Origin of the sequence: Flavobacterium sp. (assembly GCF_030146175.1) — a bacterium.
Taxonomy (GTDB): Bacteria; Bacteroidota; Bacteroidia; order Flavobacteriales; family Flavobacteriaceae; genus Flavobacterium.
Genome location: NZ_JASLCE010000140.1, coordinates 45,207 through 61,749, shown reverse-complemented (window position 1 = coordinate 61,749; position 16,543 = coordinate 45,207). Strand labels below are relative to the sequence as shown.

The window sequence follows — 16,543 nt, the reverse complement described above, 5'->3', positions numbered from 1 at the left end:
TTTGATTCTAAAGGCAAATGCCAGGACAAAATTGATGGCTGGTATTTTAGTGAATATCGATCCGAGTTCGGAAATTCCGGTGATTCCGATTTTTACATTCGAACATAAATTTAATTCGGGTTTTATGATCGATATGATTGTTCCAAAACAGATTTTGCTGCGGAAACAAATGGCAAACAGCTGGCGCTTATCGGTCGGTACAGAATTGGACCGAACCAATTTGTATTTATATGGCGTAAATCCGCAAAATAGATCGCAAAAATATGAATACCGCCAACTCGACCTTAATAATGGGATTGTTTACGAACAGTTGTTGGGCGAACATTTGGTACTAACGGCACGAACCGGATTAAAATGGATCGCGATCAGTCGTATTTTTGAAAAGCAAAATACGTTTAATGATACTGTTTTTGAAGTAACTGCCGATCCGACTTTTTATTTCAATGTCGGGATTTCCTTTAATCCTTTTCTGAAAAAAACAAAGACAAATTAACTCGAATTTATTATGATCAAGATTTTTAAAACCAGTATAAAAAAGCCTTCGGAAGCCAGAGAAGTGATACAACTACTTTCCGGTCGGTTTCCTAAATGCAAAGTCAGTTTTGATCTGGAAGATTGTGATAAAATTTTGCGAATCGAAAACGATAGGCTTCAAACTAAGGCAGTTGTCCGATTACTTGAAAGCCGACAACATTTTTGCGAAGAACTGGAATAAAATAGTATTTGGAATCCTATATTTTCTCTCTGAATTATGAAATTTTAGTTTATTTTGGCATACGAAAATAAGTAACCCAAAAACAAATTAAAATTGAAACGTATTTTACTACTACTGGTATTCCTTACCAATGCTGCCTGGGCGCAACAAATCGTAAAAGTTAGCAATAACTATGCAACTGAAAATAAAGAAGTTCAGGAACTGATCGATTTTCAAAACATATATATTGAAAAATTGAATTTTGTAGGCGAGGCGCTTAAAGGAAAATATTATGAAGTGAACATACAGGAATTTAAAAACGGTAAACCGTCTCCTAAAGTCACGTTGTTTGATGGAAGTGAATCGGATTATTTTAAGATCAGTTTAGAAAGTCTGTCCCTGAAGTTTTTCTTTAGTATGACCGACGGAAAACTAAAAACGTATATAAAAGGACCTGGTTTCGGTAGTAAAAAAAGCTATTTTAAGTTAAGCAATGATGCTGAATTATATGCACTAAAAGATTTTTTTGGTTCCAAAGAATTTCTGGAAATCAATATAGCTTCCGGGACAGATATCCCTATTTTTGCGATCATAACACCTACAATGCATAAAGATGGTTCCGGGTCGTACTGCGAAGTAGTGCAATCGGACATAAAACCCGAAAATTTAGGAACACATTTTAAAATACCGCACTATTTTTTAGTGAGTATACACTTTAAATAATATTTTTGAGATGTAATTAGAAACTAAAAAATGGATAACTGTAAAAACTGTACCACAACTATAACCGGTAAATATTGCGCTAATTGCGGGCAACCGGCACAACTTAAACGAATTGATGCGCATTATATCGTGCATGAAATTGAGCATGTTTTGCATTTTGAACGGGGTATTTTATATACGATGCGGGAGTTGCTTTTACAACCGGGGAAAAATATCCGGGAATACCTGTCGGACAATCGTAGCCGATTGGTAAAGCCGATTTTATTTATCATTGTAACATCGTTGATTTATTCATTTATCAACCATTATTTCCATATTGAGGAAGCTTATACGGCTCAGCTGTCTCTCCGGAAATCGGCAGTAACAACGATGACGGATTGGGTGCAAAAGCATTATGGCTATGCCAATATTATTATGGGGGTTTTTATTGCGCTATGGGTTAAATTATTTTTCAGAAAATACCAGTACAATCTGTTTGAAATCCTGGTGATGTTATGTTTTGTGATCGGTATGGGAATGCTGATGTTTTCGGTATCGGCCTTAATAGAGGGACTGACTCAAATCCCGTTATTCCTGTATGTGAGTGTTGTGATCACAGGATATTGCGCCTGGGCTATCGGACAGTTTTTCGACAAAACGAAGCCTGCCAATTTCATAAAAGCATTGATAGCTTATCTTCTTGGCAGTATAACGTTTTGGATTTTATTAATGATCTTAGGTATAGTAATTGACCTGATTTTTAGAAAGTAGACATAATTATTTTCAATGTGATTATAATAATCACATTGAAAATAAAAAGATTAATTCAAATCTATAAGCTCATCTAATGTTTTTGCTAGGGCATCTGGATTTCTGGATTTTGTTTGGTTCAAAGTATCTGTTGTTTTCCTCAAAATTGACTCCAGTTTTCCAATTTTTGTTTTATCGGAATTATTAAAAACTCTAAAATTGATTAGTATTAATTTACTATGATCAAAAACATATCTAGATGATTTTCGATAATTTTCTGGCGTTTTTTCTATTTTGAACTTTCGCAGGCAGGTTACAAAAAGTAAACGATTGAACCATGCGCCGGTTCTGATATCGAAATGTTTAGGTATTCGCTCCGTGAATGAAGTGGAAGTCGCTTTACCAATTACTAAAATCTGATTAGGATCCCGAAAAACATATACACCGTGACCGTGTTCAATGAATTCATTATTGTAATAGGTCAAATCTTTTACTTTTAAGTCGTTAAGATTTATGCCAATGCGGAGAATCTCATTTATGAGTTCTTGTAATGTCTTATTTCTGAATTGGTCATATTCAATGATGTATTCTGTCATATTATGATTTTTAATTTTTATGTTTTATTTAAAAGAACATGGCACAAGTTATATAACTAAAAAATATAAGAGTTATGGAAATCCATATTTAATTTTTAATGATCACTGTTCAGATCTCTATTAGTCATCCATTTCACCAGGCTTCCCTGTTCTACGATATTCCAGGAATGCGGATGTTTGTCGCCATTGGCTCTGTATCCACGGTTTTGAGTAGCGATATACTCGGTTTGCGTACTACCCAATTCTCGTAAGGTTTTGGATGCCTGTTCCAGTTTGTAGGCGTTTAAATCTTCGTAGGTTCTGCTTTTTTGCTGCTTTTGCCATTCCAGATCCGGTTCGGAATAAAAACGGGTTTTAATATCTTTTAAATAAGCGATAGTATTGGTTGCTTTACAGGAAACCAGATAAGGGGACGCATTTTTATAATTTTCGAGATGATCAGCAGGTTTTCCCAATGTACTTTCCAACAATTCGATTAAATAGTGGCCTTCCGCGACAGCTTCAGCATCTACATTTTTGGCAACCTCTTTTTGAGAATCGTTGTATAAGGCTTCCAGATCGATCGGAGAATCGATTACCATAATGCCTTTGGGTTGAATCGCGTTTTTAGTCTTTATCAGATAACTGGACAATAGCATAGTCACATTGCCACCACCGGAAAAGCCACCGATATAGAGGTTGTCTGTAGCAACATTATGCTGCTTCAATATGGTGTTGAGTGTTTTTGCGTATTCCTTTTTTTCGGAATCACTTAAGAAAAGCCTTTGATTGTAATTTAAAAGTAGGGAGTGATCCCTTGTTTTTCGATATCTTTCAAAAAACCAGCTTCGGCTTTGGTATTCGCAATATCGCAGGGATAGCATGGGAATAATACTAAAACGGCTTTTTGCGGACTGGCAATTTTTAGTTCGTAATCTTTTCCTGTGATCACTTTTACGGGTTCGTTTTTGGGAGTACAAGCACCGAATAGAATTACCGTGAAGATAACGAATAGTTTTTTTTTCATCTGGATTTAAAATAGGGTTGGATTGCGAATGTAGGAAAATTTCGTTCCGAAGCGATAAATTTAACCTTATTTTAAACTACTATAATAGGATATATTTCTACCAATATTGCGCCTGTAAGATCGGACTGTTTTTGTAAATTTGTAAGCTTCCGGAAGACAAAAACGCGGGGCTTATCATATGATTATACGAAAAAGAGAACACTGGTTTAGGATGCTTTTTGTATGGCATGGTTCGGTACTACCGGGTTTATTACCCCGTTTGTTGTTATTGTTGCTTTTGTCGGTAGCGGTTGTTTATTTCCACGGAACGATATTGTCGTTTAAAGTACCGCTCAATACGGCTCCGTTAACGTTGTTTGGTTTTGTATTGGCATTGTTTCTGGGTTTTCGGAATAGTGCCAGTTATGATCGTTTCTGGGAAGGACGAAAACTTTGGGGCGCTTTATTGAATGTGACGCGCGCGCTGACACGTCAGGCGTTAACACTCGGAACGCAAGCCGATAAAAATTCGGTTTATGCGTTTGTACAATTGTTAAGTGCGTTTACACACGCTTTAAAACACCAGTTACGCCATACGGATCCGTATGCGGACCTCGAAAAACGATTAAATACGACACAACTGGAAGTAGTAGGGAAGGCAAATTATAAACCGGCCATCATTTTGAATCTTTTGGGAGAATGGGTACAAACGGCCAAAAATTCCAACCGGATCGATTCCATTCAACAAAGCCGCTTTGATGAAAACCTGGATAAATTGGCCGATATTTTGGGTGGATGCGAACGAATTCAGTCAACGCCGATTCCGTATAGTTATCGGGTACTATTACACCGTACGGTATATTTATATTGTTTTTTACTGCCTTTTGCTTTGGTCGATAGTTTAGGCTGGTTTACACCGTTTATTGTTGTATTTATAGCCTATACTTTTGTCGCTTTTGAAGCTATTGCCGATGAAATCGAAGAACCTTTTGGAATGGAAGCCAACGATTTGGCACTTAGTGCGATGTGTCAGATGATCGATACTACCATTTTCGAGCAGATTGGCGTGACGATCGAGACGCTACCCGAAACAGCAAAAAATATAATTGATTAGCACGGCGCATTCAGATCATTTGTCATCCGTATTCGATGATTGTATAGCATGGGTAATCGGATAAATAAAAAAGGGAGTACTATTGGTACTCCCTTTTGCTTTTACGGTTTTTAATTATTCCGAAAATTCATATTCACCTACACTGGCGATAAAACTTCTTTCAAGCGCATCCGAAAGTTTCGAAATGTCCGACCATTGTTGCAGAAGTGCTTTAACAATGTTTTCCGCTTCTTTAAAATTGGAAGCGCGTAAGGTGTATTTAGCGATATTCAAACTATCGATCTCGTCAATGATTAGTTCGCGTATCTTATTGATTGTGGTTATTATAGCAATAGTGTTTTCGTCGAGTATTGCGGTATCATTTGTAAGAACCTTTAAGACTGCGATATCTGCTTTTAATTTGGAAATGGATTCCAGATTTTTGGCTCTGTCACTAATCGTAACTTCAACCTTGTCGCCTTTGCTCTGGATCTTTTTAATTTCCTGTTGTATTTTTGAAGCTCCGGATTTACTGGCCTGTTTAATGGCAATATTGGCTCCTTTTTTTATCAGGTACATCAGCGTTGGTCCTTGTACCGCGGCAAACTGAATCTGCCCAGCAGCAACGGTAAGCGCCATAATAACACCATAGGCTAAATATTCGGTTACCATTCGGGTTGAGTTGTTCACAATCTCTTCCATTTGCTGATTAATAGCAAGGGTGTAACTCTCTTCGCGAAGTTCCATTTGAAGTAGTTCGCCATCGTCGCCTTTCAGATCATTTTTGATCACACTTTCGACGAATGTAAAGGCAGCCTGATCATTTTTGATATTGTTATGAAACAACTGAAGCGCAATTTTATCTCTAAATAGACGTCCTTCTTTATTAGCACTACCAATATACGGTACAAACGAATCTTTTAGCGCTTCTATTCCTGCTTCTGCGTTTTTAGCATCACCTTTTTGGATAAACGTGAGTACATCATCGCCTAAAATTTCAATGCTGTTCCCAATGGCCCGTAGTGCGGATAACTGACTTAATACGTTGTTCGACACACTCATGGTCCATTCCATTGTATGGCTTCGTAAAATGGCCTGATCCTGTTTTAAAAGGTTTTCTACATAAACCAGTTTTGGTTGTTTGTTGATCAGCTGTGCGGAGTTCTGAATTAAAATCGACTTAGAAAACAGGTTTTGCAAACAAAGGCTAATACTGTGTTCTTCGGTTACGGTTTCATTAATTCGGGCAAAAAGCAATTGCGAGCTTTTTTGCAGACGTACTGTAGATACGCCTTCAAGCTGACTGGCAAGGGCATTGATATGCGCGCGAACAATAAACGGTGTGGTACTGGACGTATTCTGAATGGATTCGATTGTGGACAGGATAACCTGAATGGCTTTTAATCCACCGTCGATACTTTTTCCTAAAGCCGCAGCATTTAAGGTAAGTGCAGTCGTCTTGTTGATGCTATTCATTAACTGTCGGAGTTGAGCATCATCGGCGGCAATCTTATTGGTAAAAGCATCGATTTCCGACTGAGCATTACTTACCCGGATAGCAACTTCGATGGCCACTACGGCACAAACAGCAACGCCCAACAAACAAAACCAAAAGTCATTTTTAATCGCGTCTTTATCGGACTGAGCCTTATTTCGTAATCGGATGGCATCCTGTAATTTCTGACTATCGGCGGTATGCGAGGCCTTCATACTTAGAAGCCATTTGTTCAAGGCTCCGTCTATAGTATCGATCGCTTCATCCAGTTTATAAACGCGTTCTGCTGCTATCTGACCTGTTGTTGTGCCTTTTTGAACAAGTTGCATCAGATCGGGTAACGCCGCATACGTCGCATCAAGAATATGAGCATCATCCAGTCTGGCGATTTCACGAAGGACGCTTGCTTTTTGAGACAGTAATTCATTTACCGCCAAAAAAGATTCGGTGGCTTCAAAAGCCGGATTAGACACCCGAATTAAATTTTCTTTAGCTTCCAGAATTTCTTTTGGAGACGCTTTTCCTCCGGTTAAACCTGACAAGTCACTTTGAAATGCGAGTAAGGTCTGTGCGGTATTCTCTATCCAGGGACGGTAACCGCTGTTGCTGATAACCGTATCTGAGCTAAGAGAATTGGCAGGAGATTTTGCCAACGTAAGGGCCGGCGCTGCCAATGTCATTTTTTGCATGTTTATCCCTCGGCCTGCTGTTTTGGGTAATTCCTTTGGAACATTAGGGAAGGAAGGTGTTTTTCCATCCGAATTGTTTACGGCAGAATTATCAACCTGCATAGGAGCAAGAAGATTTTGTTTGATCGTTTTGGCGTCTTTCTGAAGGGTTTCCCATTGTACTTTCGAAGTTCTAAGGTTTGCCTGAACGACAAAAGCTAAAGGTTCGGTATCTTCGGCATGCCCTTGTGTATTGATCAATGAATCAATGACGTTTTCATAATCCCGATCCAATTGATCCCAGGCACCCGATAATTTATCCAAGGCTGAACTCGCAATGTTTAATTGGTTGATCAAAGTTGTAACGGATCCTTTTAGTGCCGTTACCACTGCGATTTCCGAATTAATAAGAGAAATTTCCTGTAAGGCTGATGCTTTTCTCTCGGATGATTTATTATAATCGACAATACCAATTACCGCGGCGGTTGTTCCGGCGGCAATAATTCCGATACCAATAAGGATGACTGGTGTACTTCCTCCGGCCGATTCGATCCACATGGCGACACCTACCGCAACGGTAAGTACTCCTACGACAACGCCTCCGGCTCCGGCTCCAATAATGGCCAGATCCTTGTTCATGGTGCTTTCGTAGTTGGTTACCAGTTTTTTAAGGTCTTCCAGTTTACCTTTATCACCGGTGTATTTGGCTTCGATAAGGATATAATCTTTTTTCAGATTTGCTTCGTTTTCAAGCATTGAATTCTGTAAATCCTTGATTTGTTTCGAAGCGTCTTCAACTTTTTCTTTTTGTTTTTTGATTACTTTTTGAAGCGCTTTTAAACCCTGAATCAGATTTAATTGTGCCTGTTTACATTTGTCCGGATTGTTTAACTCACCGGCAAAATCGTATAACGGATTGTAAAGGGAATCGAATTCGGTTCCGAAATTAATAATCGCATCATTTACTTTAAATAGCGTAGGTCTAACCGTTGTACGCCATTTTTTAGCATCTTCCTTACTGGATTCCTGATGCTTTTTTAGCTCCGGAACGCCCTTTAAATCGGTAAAGGTAGGTTGAGCCGAAATAGCAGCCGTTGCAATGTCTAAGATTGCGACAGCACTTGTAGCAATAGTTTGCTGGGTTTTAAATTCTTCTTTTGGAGCTAAACTTACCGTGTTGTCGGAGGCATTTTTTAAATCGGCCAAAATTTTGTCGATTTGTTCTTCTTTTAGTTCATACTCGATTGTCTTCATAATGTACTTTGTTTGGGTTCAATTTTGAGGTTCAAAAGTTTAAAAATCAATAGTTTTAAGGTCTTTTTTTAAGATATTTAAGGTTCTATCAGATCATTAAGTCTTTGTTTTTAGTAGGTTTTATTGAAATAATATTTTTTTGCGACAGCAAATTATAGATAAACTTCAGCCCCATAGTAGGTATTTTTACCTGTTATAGGGCTTTTAGAAAAGAGGTGCACGCCTGTAAACAAACGGGCATTTTTACAAGAAGACTTAGCGTTCGTTTGGTATGGAATCTTTTCTGCTACGATAAAATAGGAATTGGTTTTCCTTTTCACCAATAGTGTTTTGTCGTTTCAAAGGCTTTTTTATACGGTTTACCTATAAAGCGTATAATCCGCACAGACCAAGATGTACCTTGCGTTCAAAAAACGAGAGTAATGTATGCACGATAGTTATAATGTATTCATGACGGTGTCGTATTTGTTATCTTTGCAATCGAAGCGTCAAATCAGACAGAACCATGATCACCAGTAAAGGAAAAAGAGCGTTACTAATCCTATTTGCTTTTATAGGATCGTATCTGATTTCCTATATGATGGATCCGTATTCGTCGTATTGGACCGATTTTTTTACAAGGTCGCTTTCAGACATTGTAGAAGAATTTGTAGTTTCCATTATTTTCTGTGCCGTTATTTCGGAGCTTAGTTTGTTTCTCGACCGCTGGTTTAACCGGAAAATGCCCTGGACAGTCGATCCTATAAAAAGACTGGTTGTACAAAGTTTTGTACAGATTATCGGCGTATTGTTAGTGACGTTGATTACCCATTTTATGTTTGTATTCATACTGGAAGAAAACGACGTCGAAGCAACCATAAGTGAAGTCAAAGGATATTGGCAATGGATAATCGCGACGGTGTTGACAGCATTAATGATCAGTGCTATAAACACGGGTAATTTTCTGATTACCAATTGGAAAATAACAGCAATGGATGCGGTGGCACATAAAATTAAAGCCGCCGAACACAAACAAGCTGCTGCCGAAGCCGAACTACAGGCACTTAAATTACAATTGGATCCTCATTTTGTGTTTAATAATCTCAGCGTACTTTCGGAACTTATCCTCGAAAACCAGCAATTGGGATATGAATATGCCGAAAATCTGGCCAAAGTATACCGCTATTTACTGGTAAATTCCCGAAAAAAACTCATCTCACTGGGAGAAGAATTAAAATTTTTGAACGCCTATCTGTTCCTGATCGAAAAGAGAATGGGACAAGGTGTCACTTTTGAAATAATCGTAAGTCAGGAACATCTACGATTGCAAATTCCGCCGCTGACGTTGCAGTTACTGATCGAAAATGCATTAAAACACAATCGGACAACCAAAGACAGACCGCTGGAAATAACGATACAATCCGACGCCGACTATCTGACGGTTACCAATACCTTATTACCGTTGGTTTCCAAAGCCGATTCTGCCGGGATAGGACTTACAAATATCCTGAGTCGTTATTCTTTGTTATCCGCTAAAAAGCCGATTGTGGAAGAAGATACGTTTGTATTTACCGTTAAAGTACCCTTACTCCCATGAAAATTAAAAAAATAGTAATCATCGAAGATGAAAAACCAAATGCGGATCGGTTAAAAAGGTTATTACTGGACATACGACCCGATGCGGAAATTCTGGCGATTCTGGACAGTGTAAAAGAATCGGTAGCCTGGTTGGCATTGCATGAAAAACCGGATATTATCATGATGGATGTACGCCTGGCAGACGGATTAAGTTTCGAAATATTTAATCATATCGAAGTTAAATGTCCGGTAATTTTTACAACGGCCTACGATGAATATGCGGTACGGGTATTTAAGTATAATAGCATCGATTATTTGTTAAAACCGATTGAAAAAGAAGAATTGGAAACCGCCTTAAACAGCTATGAACTACATATTCAAGAAGTACAGACGTTAAATCCAATCATCGAAAATCTGCTCACTCAAATACAACCAAAGGAATTCCGAAACCGTTTCCTGTTGCCTTACCGTGATGGCTATAAAACCGTAATGGTGAGCGAGGTTGCCTTCTTTTTTTCGGAACTGAATACAACACAGGCCCATCTTTTTAACGGTGATTTTGAAATCGTAACACAACCCCTGGAAAAATTGGAACAGCAGTTGGATCCAAAACACTTTTTTAGAGCCAACCGACAGTATATTATCAATATGGATTCGGTGGCACTGGTACAAAACTATTTTAACGGAAAACTAAAAATTGTCCTTAAAAAATACCCCGATCGGGAAGTAATTATCAGTCGCGAAAAAGCACCACAATTTAAAAACTGGATGGATTACTAATGGATCCAAAAATAAAAGAATAACCTCCAAACCATTCGGCTATACAAACTCGAAACGATCCGTATAGTCCGCTGAATTGCCTTTTTCAAAAAACAGGCATTCGATTCAATTCCCTTTAAAAACGGTTCACCGGCAAATTTTACCGCTTCGTTTAAATAAAAAAGAATCTTCTTTAGAACCGGTTTTTCTTTGTATCAAATTCTCAAAATAATTTCGATACAATATGAAAAAACAAATAACAAAATGGCTTCCAACCGGAAAGGTTGTCTCCCTTTTTTCAGTGCTACTATTTATGGCATCCTGTGGTGGAAAAGGAGACGAACAAGACGGTATGGCCGGAATGGCTCCGCTGGAAACCGATTTTATCCGGTTAACGGCCGGAGAAGCAAACGTTACCAATACCTATCCCGGAAGTATAGAAGGAAGTGTAAACGTTGATATAAAAGCACAGGTAACCGGTTATCTTGAAACGGTTTACGTTAAAGAAGGCGATTATGTAGAAAAAGGACAGCGTTTATTCCGAATAAAAGACGAGGTGTTTCAGGAACAGGTTGCCAATAGCGATGCCGGACTTAAAGCGGCAGTGGCAGCTCAGGCATCGGCCAAAATTGAATTGGAAAAACTAAAACCGTTGGTTGACGGAAAAGTGGTTTCGGATATACAGCTTAAAGAAGCACAGGCCCGATATAGTGCCGCGACAGCTCAGGTGGCGCAGGCGAAAGCTACTTTGGGTTCCTCAAAAATTAATGCTGATTTTACGCTGATCAAAGCGCCGGTAAGCGGTTTTATAGGCCGGATTCCAAACCGTATCGGAAACCTGGTTACACCGGCTGATGCGACACCACTAACCACCTTGTCGGAAATCAATACCGTTAGTGTCTACTTTTCGATGAGTGAATCCGATTATATCGCCTATAAAAAAGAGACACATTCAAAGGAAAGCGTTAGTCTGATACTGGCGGATGGATCGACCTACGAACACAAAGGAAAACTGGAAACCGCCAGTGGTAATATCGACCGTACAACCGGTAGTATGCCCATGAAAGCCCTGTTTGTCAATCCGGATAAACTCTTGCGTTCCGGCGGAACAGGACGTGTTATTATTGATCATACAAAAAACAGTGTGATACAGATTCCCCGTACCAGTGTAAAAGATATACAGGATAAGTTTTTTGTATTCAAACTGGCCGACAGTAATAAGGTTGTGATGGTACCCATTCAAATTTCGGGTAATTCCAGTGACTCCTTTTTGGTAAAATCGGGAGTACAAACGGGCGATAAAATTGCCATCAACCGGATTGATGCCTTAACAGAAGGGATGGTGGTTATCCCTAAAATCATAAAAACAAGCAACACGACGCAACAATCGGATAATAAAAAATAGATCATGTTACAAAAAATAATAGACAGACCGGTACTTGCCACGGTAATTTCCATTGTTATCGTCATATTAGGGATCATGGGACTTACGAGACTTTCGGTGACGCGATTCCCGGATATTTCGCCACCAACCGTTTCGGTTTCCGGTTCCTATCCGGGCGGTAACAGTCAAACGGTAATCCGTTCGGTAGTAACGCCGCTGGAAGAACAAATCAATGGAGTGGAAGACATGCAGTATATTAAATCGACTGCCAGTAACGACGGAAGTTTTTCGATTTCGATTGTCTTTAAACAAGGGACAAATCCCGATCAGGCGGCTGTAAATGTTCAAAATCGCGTACAACAGGCGACGCCGATTCTACCTGCTGAAGTAGTGCGAATGGGATTGACCACTTCCAAACAGCAGAATAGTATGATCATGATTTTCAACCTGTATACGGAAGACAATGAAAAATACGACGAAACCTTTTTACAAAACTATGCGAATATCAATCTGATTCCGCAAATGAAAAGGGTTCCGGGAGTGGGACAAACTCAGATATTCGGAAGTAAGGAATATTCCATGCGGGTTTGGCTGGATCCGCGTAAAATGGCCGGATACGGATTGGAACCTGCCGATGTAACGGCTGCAATTGCCGACCAAAGTCTCGAATCGGCTCCCGGAAAACTGGGAGAAGAATCCGATGCCGTGCTGGAATATGTGATGCGTTATAAAGGAAAGAAAAACGTCCCGGACGATTATGACAATATTGTTGTTAAAAATAACGGAACAAACCTGATACGTCTTAAAGATATAGCCCGTGTCGAATTCGGTTCCATATCCTATGGCGGGAATAATACCTCAAACAGCCGAAATGCCGTAACGATTGCGATAATTCAAACCACAGGATCGAACGCAAATGCCATCGAAATCGGTATTGATAAAGAATTGGAAAAACTATCCAAGTCGTTTCCACCGGGTATTAAATACGCCAAACTGGTTAGTACCAAAGAAAAACTGGATGCCGCTACGGGTCAGGTAAAATCGACTTTAATAGAGGCTTTTTTACTGGTTTTTGTGGTTGTATTTCTTTTCCTGCAGGATTTTCGTTTCACATTAATACCGGCCATTGCGGTTCCGGTAGCGATTGTAGGTACTTTTTTCTTCCTGTTGATCTTTGGTTTTACGATTAATGTACTGACCCTTTTTGCGTTGGTATTGGCCATTGGTATTGTGGTCGATGACGCCATTGTTGTTGTAGAAGCGGTTCACAGTAAGATGGAAGGAAGTTCCATGACCGGAAGAGAGGCTACACATAGTGCAATGAGCGAAATCACCGGAGCCGTTATTTCGATTACCCTCGTGATGTCGGCTGTATTTATTCCAATTGGATTTATGCAGGGATCGGCGGGGATTTTTTATAAACAGTTTGCCTATACGCTGGCGATAGCGATCATTATTTCGGCCGTAAATGCCTTAACATTGACTCCGGCACTTTGCGCACTTTTATTAAAAAACACCCATGCGGAACAACACGAAGGAGAAGAGGCTCCTAAAAAAGACGGATTTGGAAAACGGTTCTTTACCGCCTTTAATGCCGGGTTCTCGAATCTTACCGGACGCTATATCAAAACGATTAGCTTTTTGGCCGCAAGAAAATGGTTGGCAGCGGGTTGTATTGTCGCACTGTTTGTTGTCGCAACCTGGTCGATTACGAGTACACCCAAAAGTTTTGTACCGATGGAAGACGATGGAATGTTTATGTACTCGCTTGCTATGCCTCCGGGTACGGCACTCGGACCTACAACCGAAGTGATGAAAAAAATCGATACGTTGCTTTCGCAAGTGGAAGCCGTAGAAGACAATACCGCCATTACAGGATTTAATATATTAAGTAATAGTTCCGGACCGTCTTACGGGGTGGGTTTTGTAAAGTTTAAACCAACCGAACAACGCGGAGCCGTTAAGGATATCGATGCATTAATGGGCATAGTCAATGAAAAGCTGAGTCATATAAAAGAAGGTTCGCTAATGGCCATGCGATTGCCGCCGGTAGATGGTTATGGAATGACAAGTGGAGCCGAAATTGTACTTCAGGATCGAATGGCCAGAGGACCGGAAGCGTTAAAAACCAAAACCGATGAGGTGATCGGGCAGTTGATGCAGGTTCCCGGGGTTCAGTTTGCCTATACTACGTTTCGCGCGGATTATCCGCAGTTGGAATTGAATGTAGACGAAGATAAAGCCAAACAACTGGGCGTTAGTGTAAGCGGTATGCTAAATGTAATCCAGTCGTATTTTTCCGGAGATCAGTCACTGAATTTCTCCCGATTTGGAAAATTTTACCGTGTCAATATTAAAGCCGACGGTATATTCCGAATGGACGAACAGGCTTTTAATGAGATTTTTGTCCGCAACAATCAGGGGCAAATGGTACCGGTAAAAACAATGGTAACCCTGGAAAAAGTCTACGGACCGGAATCGGTGAGTCGCTATAATCTTTACAATGCCGTAACGATTAACGTCAATGCCATGCCCGGTGTGAGTAACGGAGAATTAATGACCCGTATGAAACATGTACTCGATAACTTGCCTTCGGATTACAGTTACGAATGGACCGGTTTAAGTTTGGAAGAAAATGAAGCCGGTAACCAAACCATGATGATTTTAGGACTTTGTTTGTTGTTTGTTTATTTCCTTCTGGCGGCACAATATGAGAGTTACCTGTTACCGTTGGCGGTATTGTTATCGATTCCAACCGGTATTTTGGGAGCCTATTTGGGAATTAAAGCAATCGGACTGGATAATAATATTTATGTACAGGTTGGACTTATTATGCTTATCGGATTATTGGCTAAAAATGCAATTCTTATCGTGGAGTTTGCCGTACAACGCAGAAGAAGCGGACTGTCTATTAAAGAATCGGCTTTTGAAGGCGCACGAGCGCGACTACGCCCTATTATTATGACCTCGTTGGCATTTATTGTGGGGATGATACCGCTAATGTTGGCTACCGGTGGTACGGCTACCGGAAACCGTTCCATCAGTACAAGTGCGGCAATGGGAATGTTAAGCGGAGTGGCTTTGGGTGTTTTTGTGATCCCATTATTATATATGCTGTTTCAATATCTGCAGGAAAAACTCTCCGGACAAAAACAGGGTTTCGATACAATTAAATAAAAAGAAAAATGACACAATCATTGATTATAAAAAAACTGGTTCCGGGATTTCTGATGCTACTACTGGTTTCGTCTTGTGTGGTTGGAAAAAAATACAAACAGCCGGCACTCGACCTGCCAGAAAAATACCGGACGGAATTACAGCTCACCGCCGATACGATTCAGTTGCCGTGGAGAACATTTTTTAAGGATAAACAATTGATCACTCTGATCGAGAATGCCTTACAAAAAAACAATGAAATAGCGGTTGCTTTAAAGAGCGTCGAACAACTGGATCTGGCTTTTAAACAAGCAAAACTGGAATGGTTGCCTACACTTGAGTTAAGCGGAAGTGCCAACCGTACCTGGCAGTCTAAAAACAGTATGAACGGCTCGCTGATGGGACAGTTTGTAAGTACGCCATATATTGACGATTACACGTCCGGCTTACGTCTGAACTGGGAAATGGATATCTGGGGGAAAACTTCGATGATGAAAGCCGCAACCCGGGCCGATTATTTCGCACAGCGGGAAAACGTATCGGCCTTAAAAACCCGAATCATCGTTCAGGTGGCTCAGGCCTATTATAATTTGTTGGCTTTGGACGAACAGATAAAGATCGCAAGATCGAATATAGAATTGAGCGATCGTACGTTACAGATTATGCAATTGCAATATGACGCGGGACAAATTAATTCTCTGGCCGTACAACAAGCCGAAGCACAAAAGAAAACGGCCGAAATGTTACTGCCGTTAGCAATGCAGCAAATTGCCGTACAGGAAAATGCCCTGAGTATCATATGCGGTTCCTATCCGGATAGTATTGCCAGAGCGGAAAGTCTGAAAAAGGCCATTCCGGAAGAGCTTGCAACAACCGGAGTCCCGGCCGCTTTGTTAAGTCGGAGACCGGATGTAAAAGCAGCCGAATATGCCGTGATGGTCAGTAATGCCAAAGCAGGTCTTGCCAATGCAGCGATGTATCCCAGTTTGAGTCTCACACCGCAAATAGGTACCAATGCGATGCAATTTAAAGATTGGTTTGACTTACCGGGATCGTTTACCAAAAATATAGCGGCGAATCTTACACAACCGTTGTTTCAGAAAAAAATGCTGCGAACGGCCTATAAAACCGCACTAATCGAACAGGAAAAAACAGCGATTCAGTTTAAGCAAACGGTGCTTCAGGCCGTAGGTGAAGTTTCCGATGCAATGGCAAGATCGAAGGGAGCGTCGCAACGATTATTATTGGTAGAAGAAAAAGGAATTGCGCTGAATAAAGCAACAAACGATGCGCTGAAGTTGTATGCAAATGGGATGGCCAATTACCTGGAAGTGATTACGGCACAGAATAACAAATTGCAAAATGATCTGGAAACGATTGCGATTCATCTGGAAAAATACAATGCTATAACCGACCTGTATCGCGCTTTGGGCGGTGGTGTCGAATAATC

General features: G+C 40.2%; 13 protein-coding genes and 1 pseudogene. 10 read left to right on the top strand and 4 right to left on the bottom strand.

Going from position 1 to position 16,543, the window contains the following annotated elements; translation table 11 throughout:
• The 4 genes and pseudogenes from Q1R07_RS15745 to Q1R07_RS15730 all read left to right on the top strand — a co-directional run.
• Nucleotides 1–493 (top strand): annotated as a pseudogene (locus Q1R07_RS15745) (hypothetical protein); the annotation flags it as partial.
• Between the two features lie 12 nt (nt 494–505).
• Nucleotides 506–715 (top strand): hypothetical protein, encoded by a 210-nt coding sequence (locus tag Q1R07_RS15740; protein ID WP_300492109.1) that lies wholly within the window; start codon nt 506–508, stop codon nt 713–715.
• Nucleotides 716–808: 93 nt separating this feature from the next.
• Entirely contained in the window at nt 809–1,417 is a 609-nt protein-coding gene (locus Q1R07_RS15735; protein ID WP_300492107.1) for a hypothetical protein, read from the top strand.
• Between the two features lie 30 nt (nt 1,418–1,447).
• Nucleotides 1,448–2,167, top strand: coding sequence for a DUF3667 domain-containing protein (locus tag Q1R07_RS15730; RefSeq protein WP_300492106.1), 720 nt, complete (start codon nt 1,448–1,450; stop codon nt 2,165–2,167).
• Between the two features lie 50 nt (nt 2,168–2,217).
• Here the strand turns inward: Q1R07_RS15730 and Q1R07_RS15725 are convergent, their stop codons facing one another.
• The 3 genes from Q1R07_RS15725 to Q1R07_RS15715 all read right to left on the bottom strand — a co-directional run bounded on the left by Q1R07_RS15725 (nt 2,218) and on the right by Q1R07_RS15715 (nt 3,748).
• The gene (locus Q1R07_RS15725) at nt 2,218–2,742 is read right to left on the bottom strand and encodes a hypothetical protein (protein ID WP_300492105.1); all 525 of its coding nucleotides are present in this window, start codon (nt 2,740–2,742) and stop codon (nt 2,218–2,220) included.
• A gap of 95 nt (nt 2,743–2,837) precedes the next feature.
• Nucleotides 2,838–3,449, bottom strand: coding sequence for a hypothetical protein (locus Q1R07_RS15720; protein WP_300492104.1), 612 nt, complete (start codon nt 3,447–3,449; stop codon nt 2,838–2,840).
• A 68-nt stretch (nt 3,450–3,517) separates the two neighbouring features.
• Nucleotides 3,518–3,748, bottom strand: coding sequence for a hypothetical protein (locus tag Q1R07_RS15715; protein ID WP_300492102.1), 231 nt, complete (start codon nt 3,746–3,748; stop codon nt 3,518–3,520).
• A 178-nt stretch (nt 3,749–3,926) separates the two neighbouring features.
• Here Q1R07_RS15715 and Q1R07_RS15710 point away from each other — a divergent pair, with 178 nt between their 5' ends.
• Nucleotides 3,927–4,841: a bestrophin family ion channel gene (locus Q1R07_RS15710; protein ID WP_300492100.1), complete on the top strand. Its 915-nt coding sequence runs from the start codon at nt 3,927–3,929 to the stop codon at nt 4,839–4,841.
• 114 nt (nt 4,842–4,955) lie between these two features.
• Here the strand turns inward: Q1R07_RS15710 and Q1R07_RS15705 are convergent, their stop codons facing one another.
• The gene (locus Q1R07_RS15705; protein WP_300492099.1) at nt 4,956–8,237 is read right to left on the bottom strand and encodes an HBL/NHE enterotoxin family protein; all 3,282 of its coding nucleotides are present in this window, start codon (nt 8,235–8,237) and stop codon (nt 4,956–4,958) included.
• Between the two features lie 505 nt (nt 8,238–8,742).
• On the opposite strand from Q1R07_RS15705, the gene Q1R07_RS15700 reads away from it, so the two are divergent.
• From Q1R07_RS15700 to Q1R07_RS15680, 5 genes are all read left to right on the top strand, one after another.
• On the top strand, nt 8,743–9,813 hold the full coding sequence (locus tag Q1R07_RS15700; RefSeq protein ID WP_300492098.1) for a histidine kinase: 1,071 nt from the start codon (nt 8,743–8,745) through the stop codon (nt 9,811–9,813).
• Entirely contained in the window at nt 9,810–10,574 is a 765-nt protein-coding gene (locus tag Q1R07_RS15695) for a LytTR family DNA-binding domain-containing protein (RefSeq protein WP_300492097.1), read from the top strand. The genes Q1R07_RS15700 and Q1R07_RS15695 overlap by 4 nt, the downstream gene beginning before the upstream one ends.
• Before the next feature lie 223 nt (nt 10,575–10,797).
• A complete protein-coding gene (locus tag Q1R07_RS15690; protein ID WP_300492095.1) occupies nt 10,798–11,958 on the top strand; it encodes an efflux RND transporter periplasmic adaptor subunit in 1,161 nt (386 codons plus the stop codon).
• A 3-nt stretch (nt 11,959–11,961) separates the two neighbouring features.
• On the top strand, nt 11,962–15,114 hold the full coding sequence (locus tag Q1R07_RS15685; RefSeq protein ID WP_300492094.1) for an efflux RND transporter permease subunit: 3,153 nt from the start codon (nt 11,962–11,964) through the stop codon (nt 15,112–15,114).
• A gap of 8 nt (nt 15,115–15,122) precedes the next feature.
• Complete coding sequence (locus tag Q1R07_RS15680; protein WP_300492092.1) at nt 15,123–16,541, top strand: TolC family protein; 1,419 nt, start codon at nt 15,123–15,125, stop codon at nt 16,539–16,541.
• Nucleotides 16,542–16,543 lie beyond the last annotated feature (2 nt).

Bases quoted from the DNA above. Each gene is read 5' to 3' on its own strand.
- Q1R07_RS15740 (WP_300492109.1), top strand. From the start codon at position 506: ATGATCAAGATTTTTAAAACCAGTATAAAAAAGCCTTCGGAAGCCAGA.
- Q1R07_RS15730 (WP_300492106.1), top strand. From the start codon at position 1,448: ATGGATAACTGTAAAAACTGTACCACAACTATAACCGGTAAATATTGC.
- Q1R07_RS15725 (WP_300492105.1), bottom strand. From the start codon at position 2,742: ATGACAGAATACATCATTGAATATGACCAATTCAGAAATAAGACATTA.
- Q1R07_RS15715 (WP_300492102.1), bottom strand. From the start codon at position 3,748: ATGAAAAAAAAACTATTCGTTATCTTCACGGTAATTCTATTCGGTGCT.
- Q1R07_RS15710 (WP_300492100.1), top strand. From the start codon at position 3,927: ATGATTATACGAAAAAGAGAACACTGGTTTAGGATGCTTTTTGTATGG.
- Q1R07_RS15705 (WP_300492099.1), bottom strand. From the start codon at position 8,237: ATGAAGACAATCGAGTATGAACTAAAAGAAGAACAAATCGACAAAATT.
- Q1R07_RS15700 (WP_300492098.1), top strand. From the start codon at position 8,743: ATGATCACCAGTAAAGGAAAAAGAGCGTTACTAATCCTATTTGCTTTT.
- Q1R07_RS15695 (WP_300492097.1), top strand. From the start codon at position 9,810: ATGAAAATTAAAAAAATAGTAATCATCGAAGATGAAAAACCAAATGCG.
- Q1R07_RS15690 (WP_300492095.1), top strand. From the start codon at position 10,798: ATGAAAAAACAAATAACAAAATGGCTTCCAACCGGAAAGGTTGTCTCC.
- Q1R07_RS15685 (WP_300492094.1), top strand. From the start codon at position 11,962: ATGTTACAAAAAATAATAGACAGACCGGTACTTGCCACGGTAATTTCC.
- Q1R07_RS15680 (WP_300492092.1), top strand. From the start codon at position 15,123: ATGACACAATCATTGATTATAAAAAAACTGGTTCCGGGATTTCTGATG.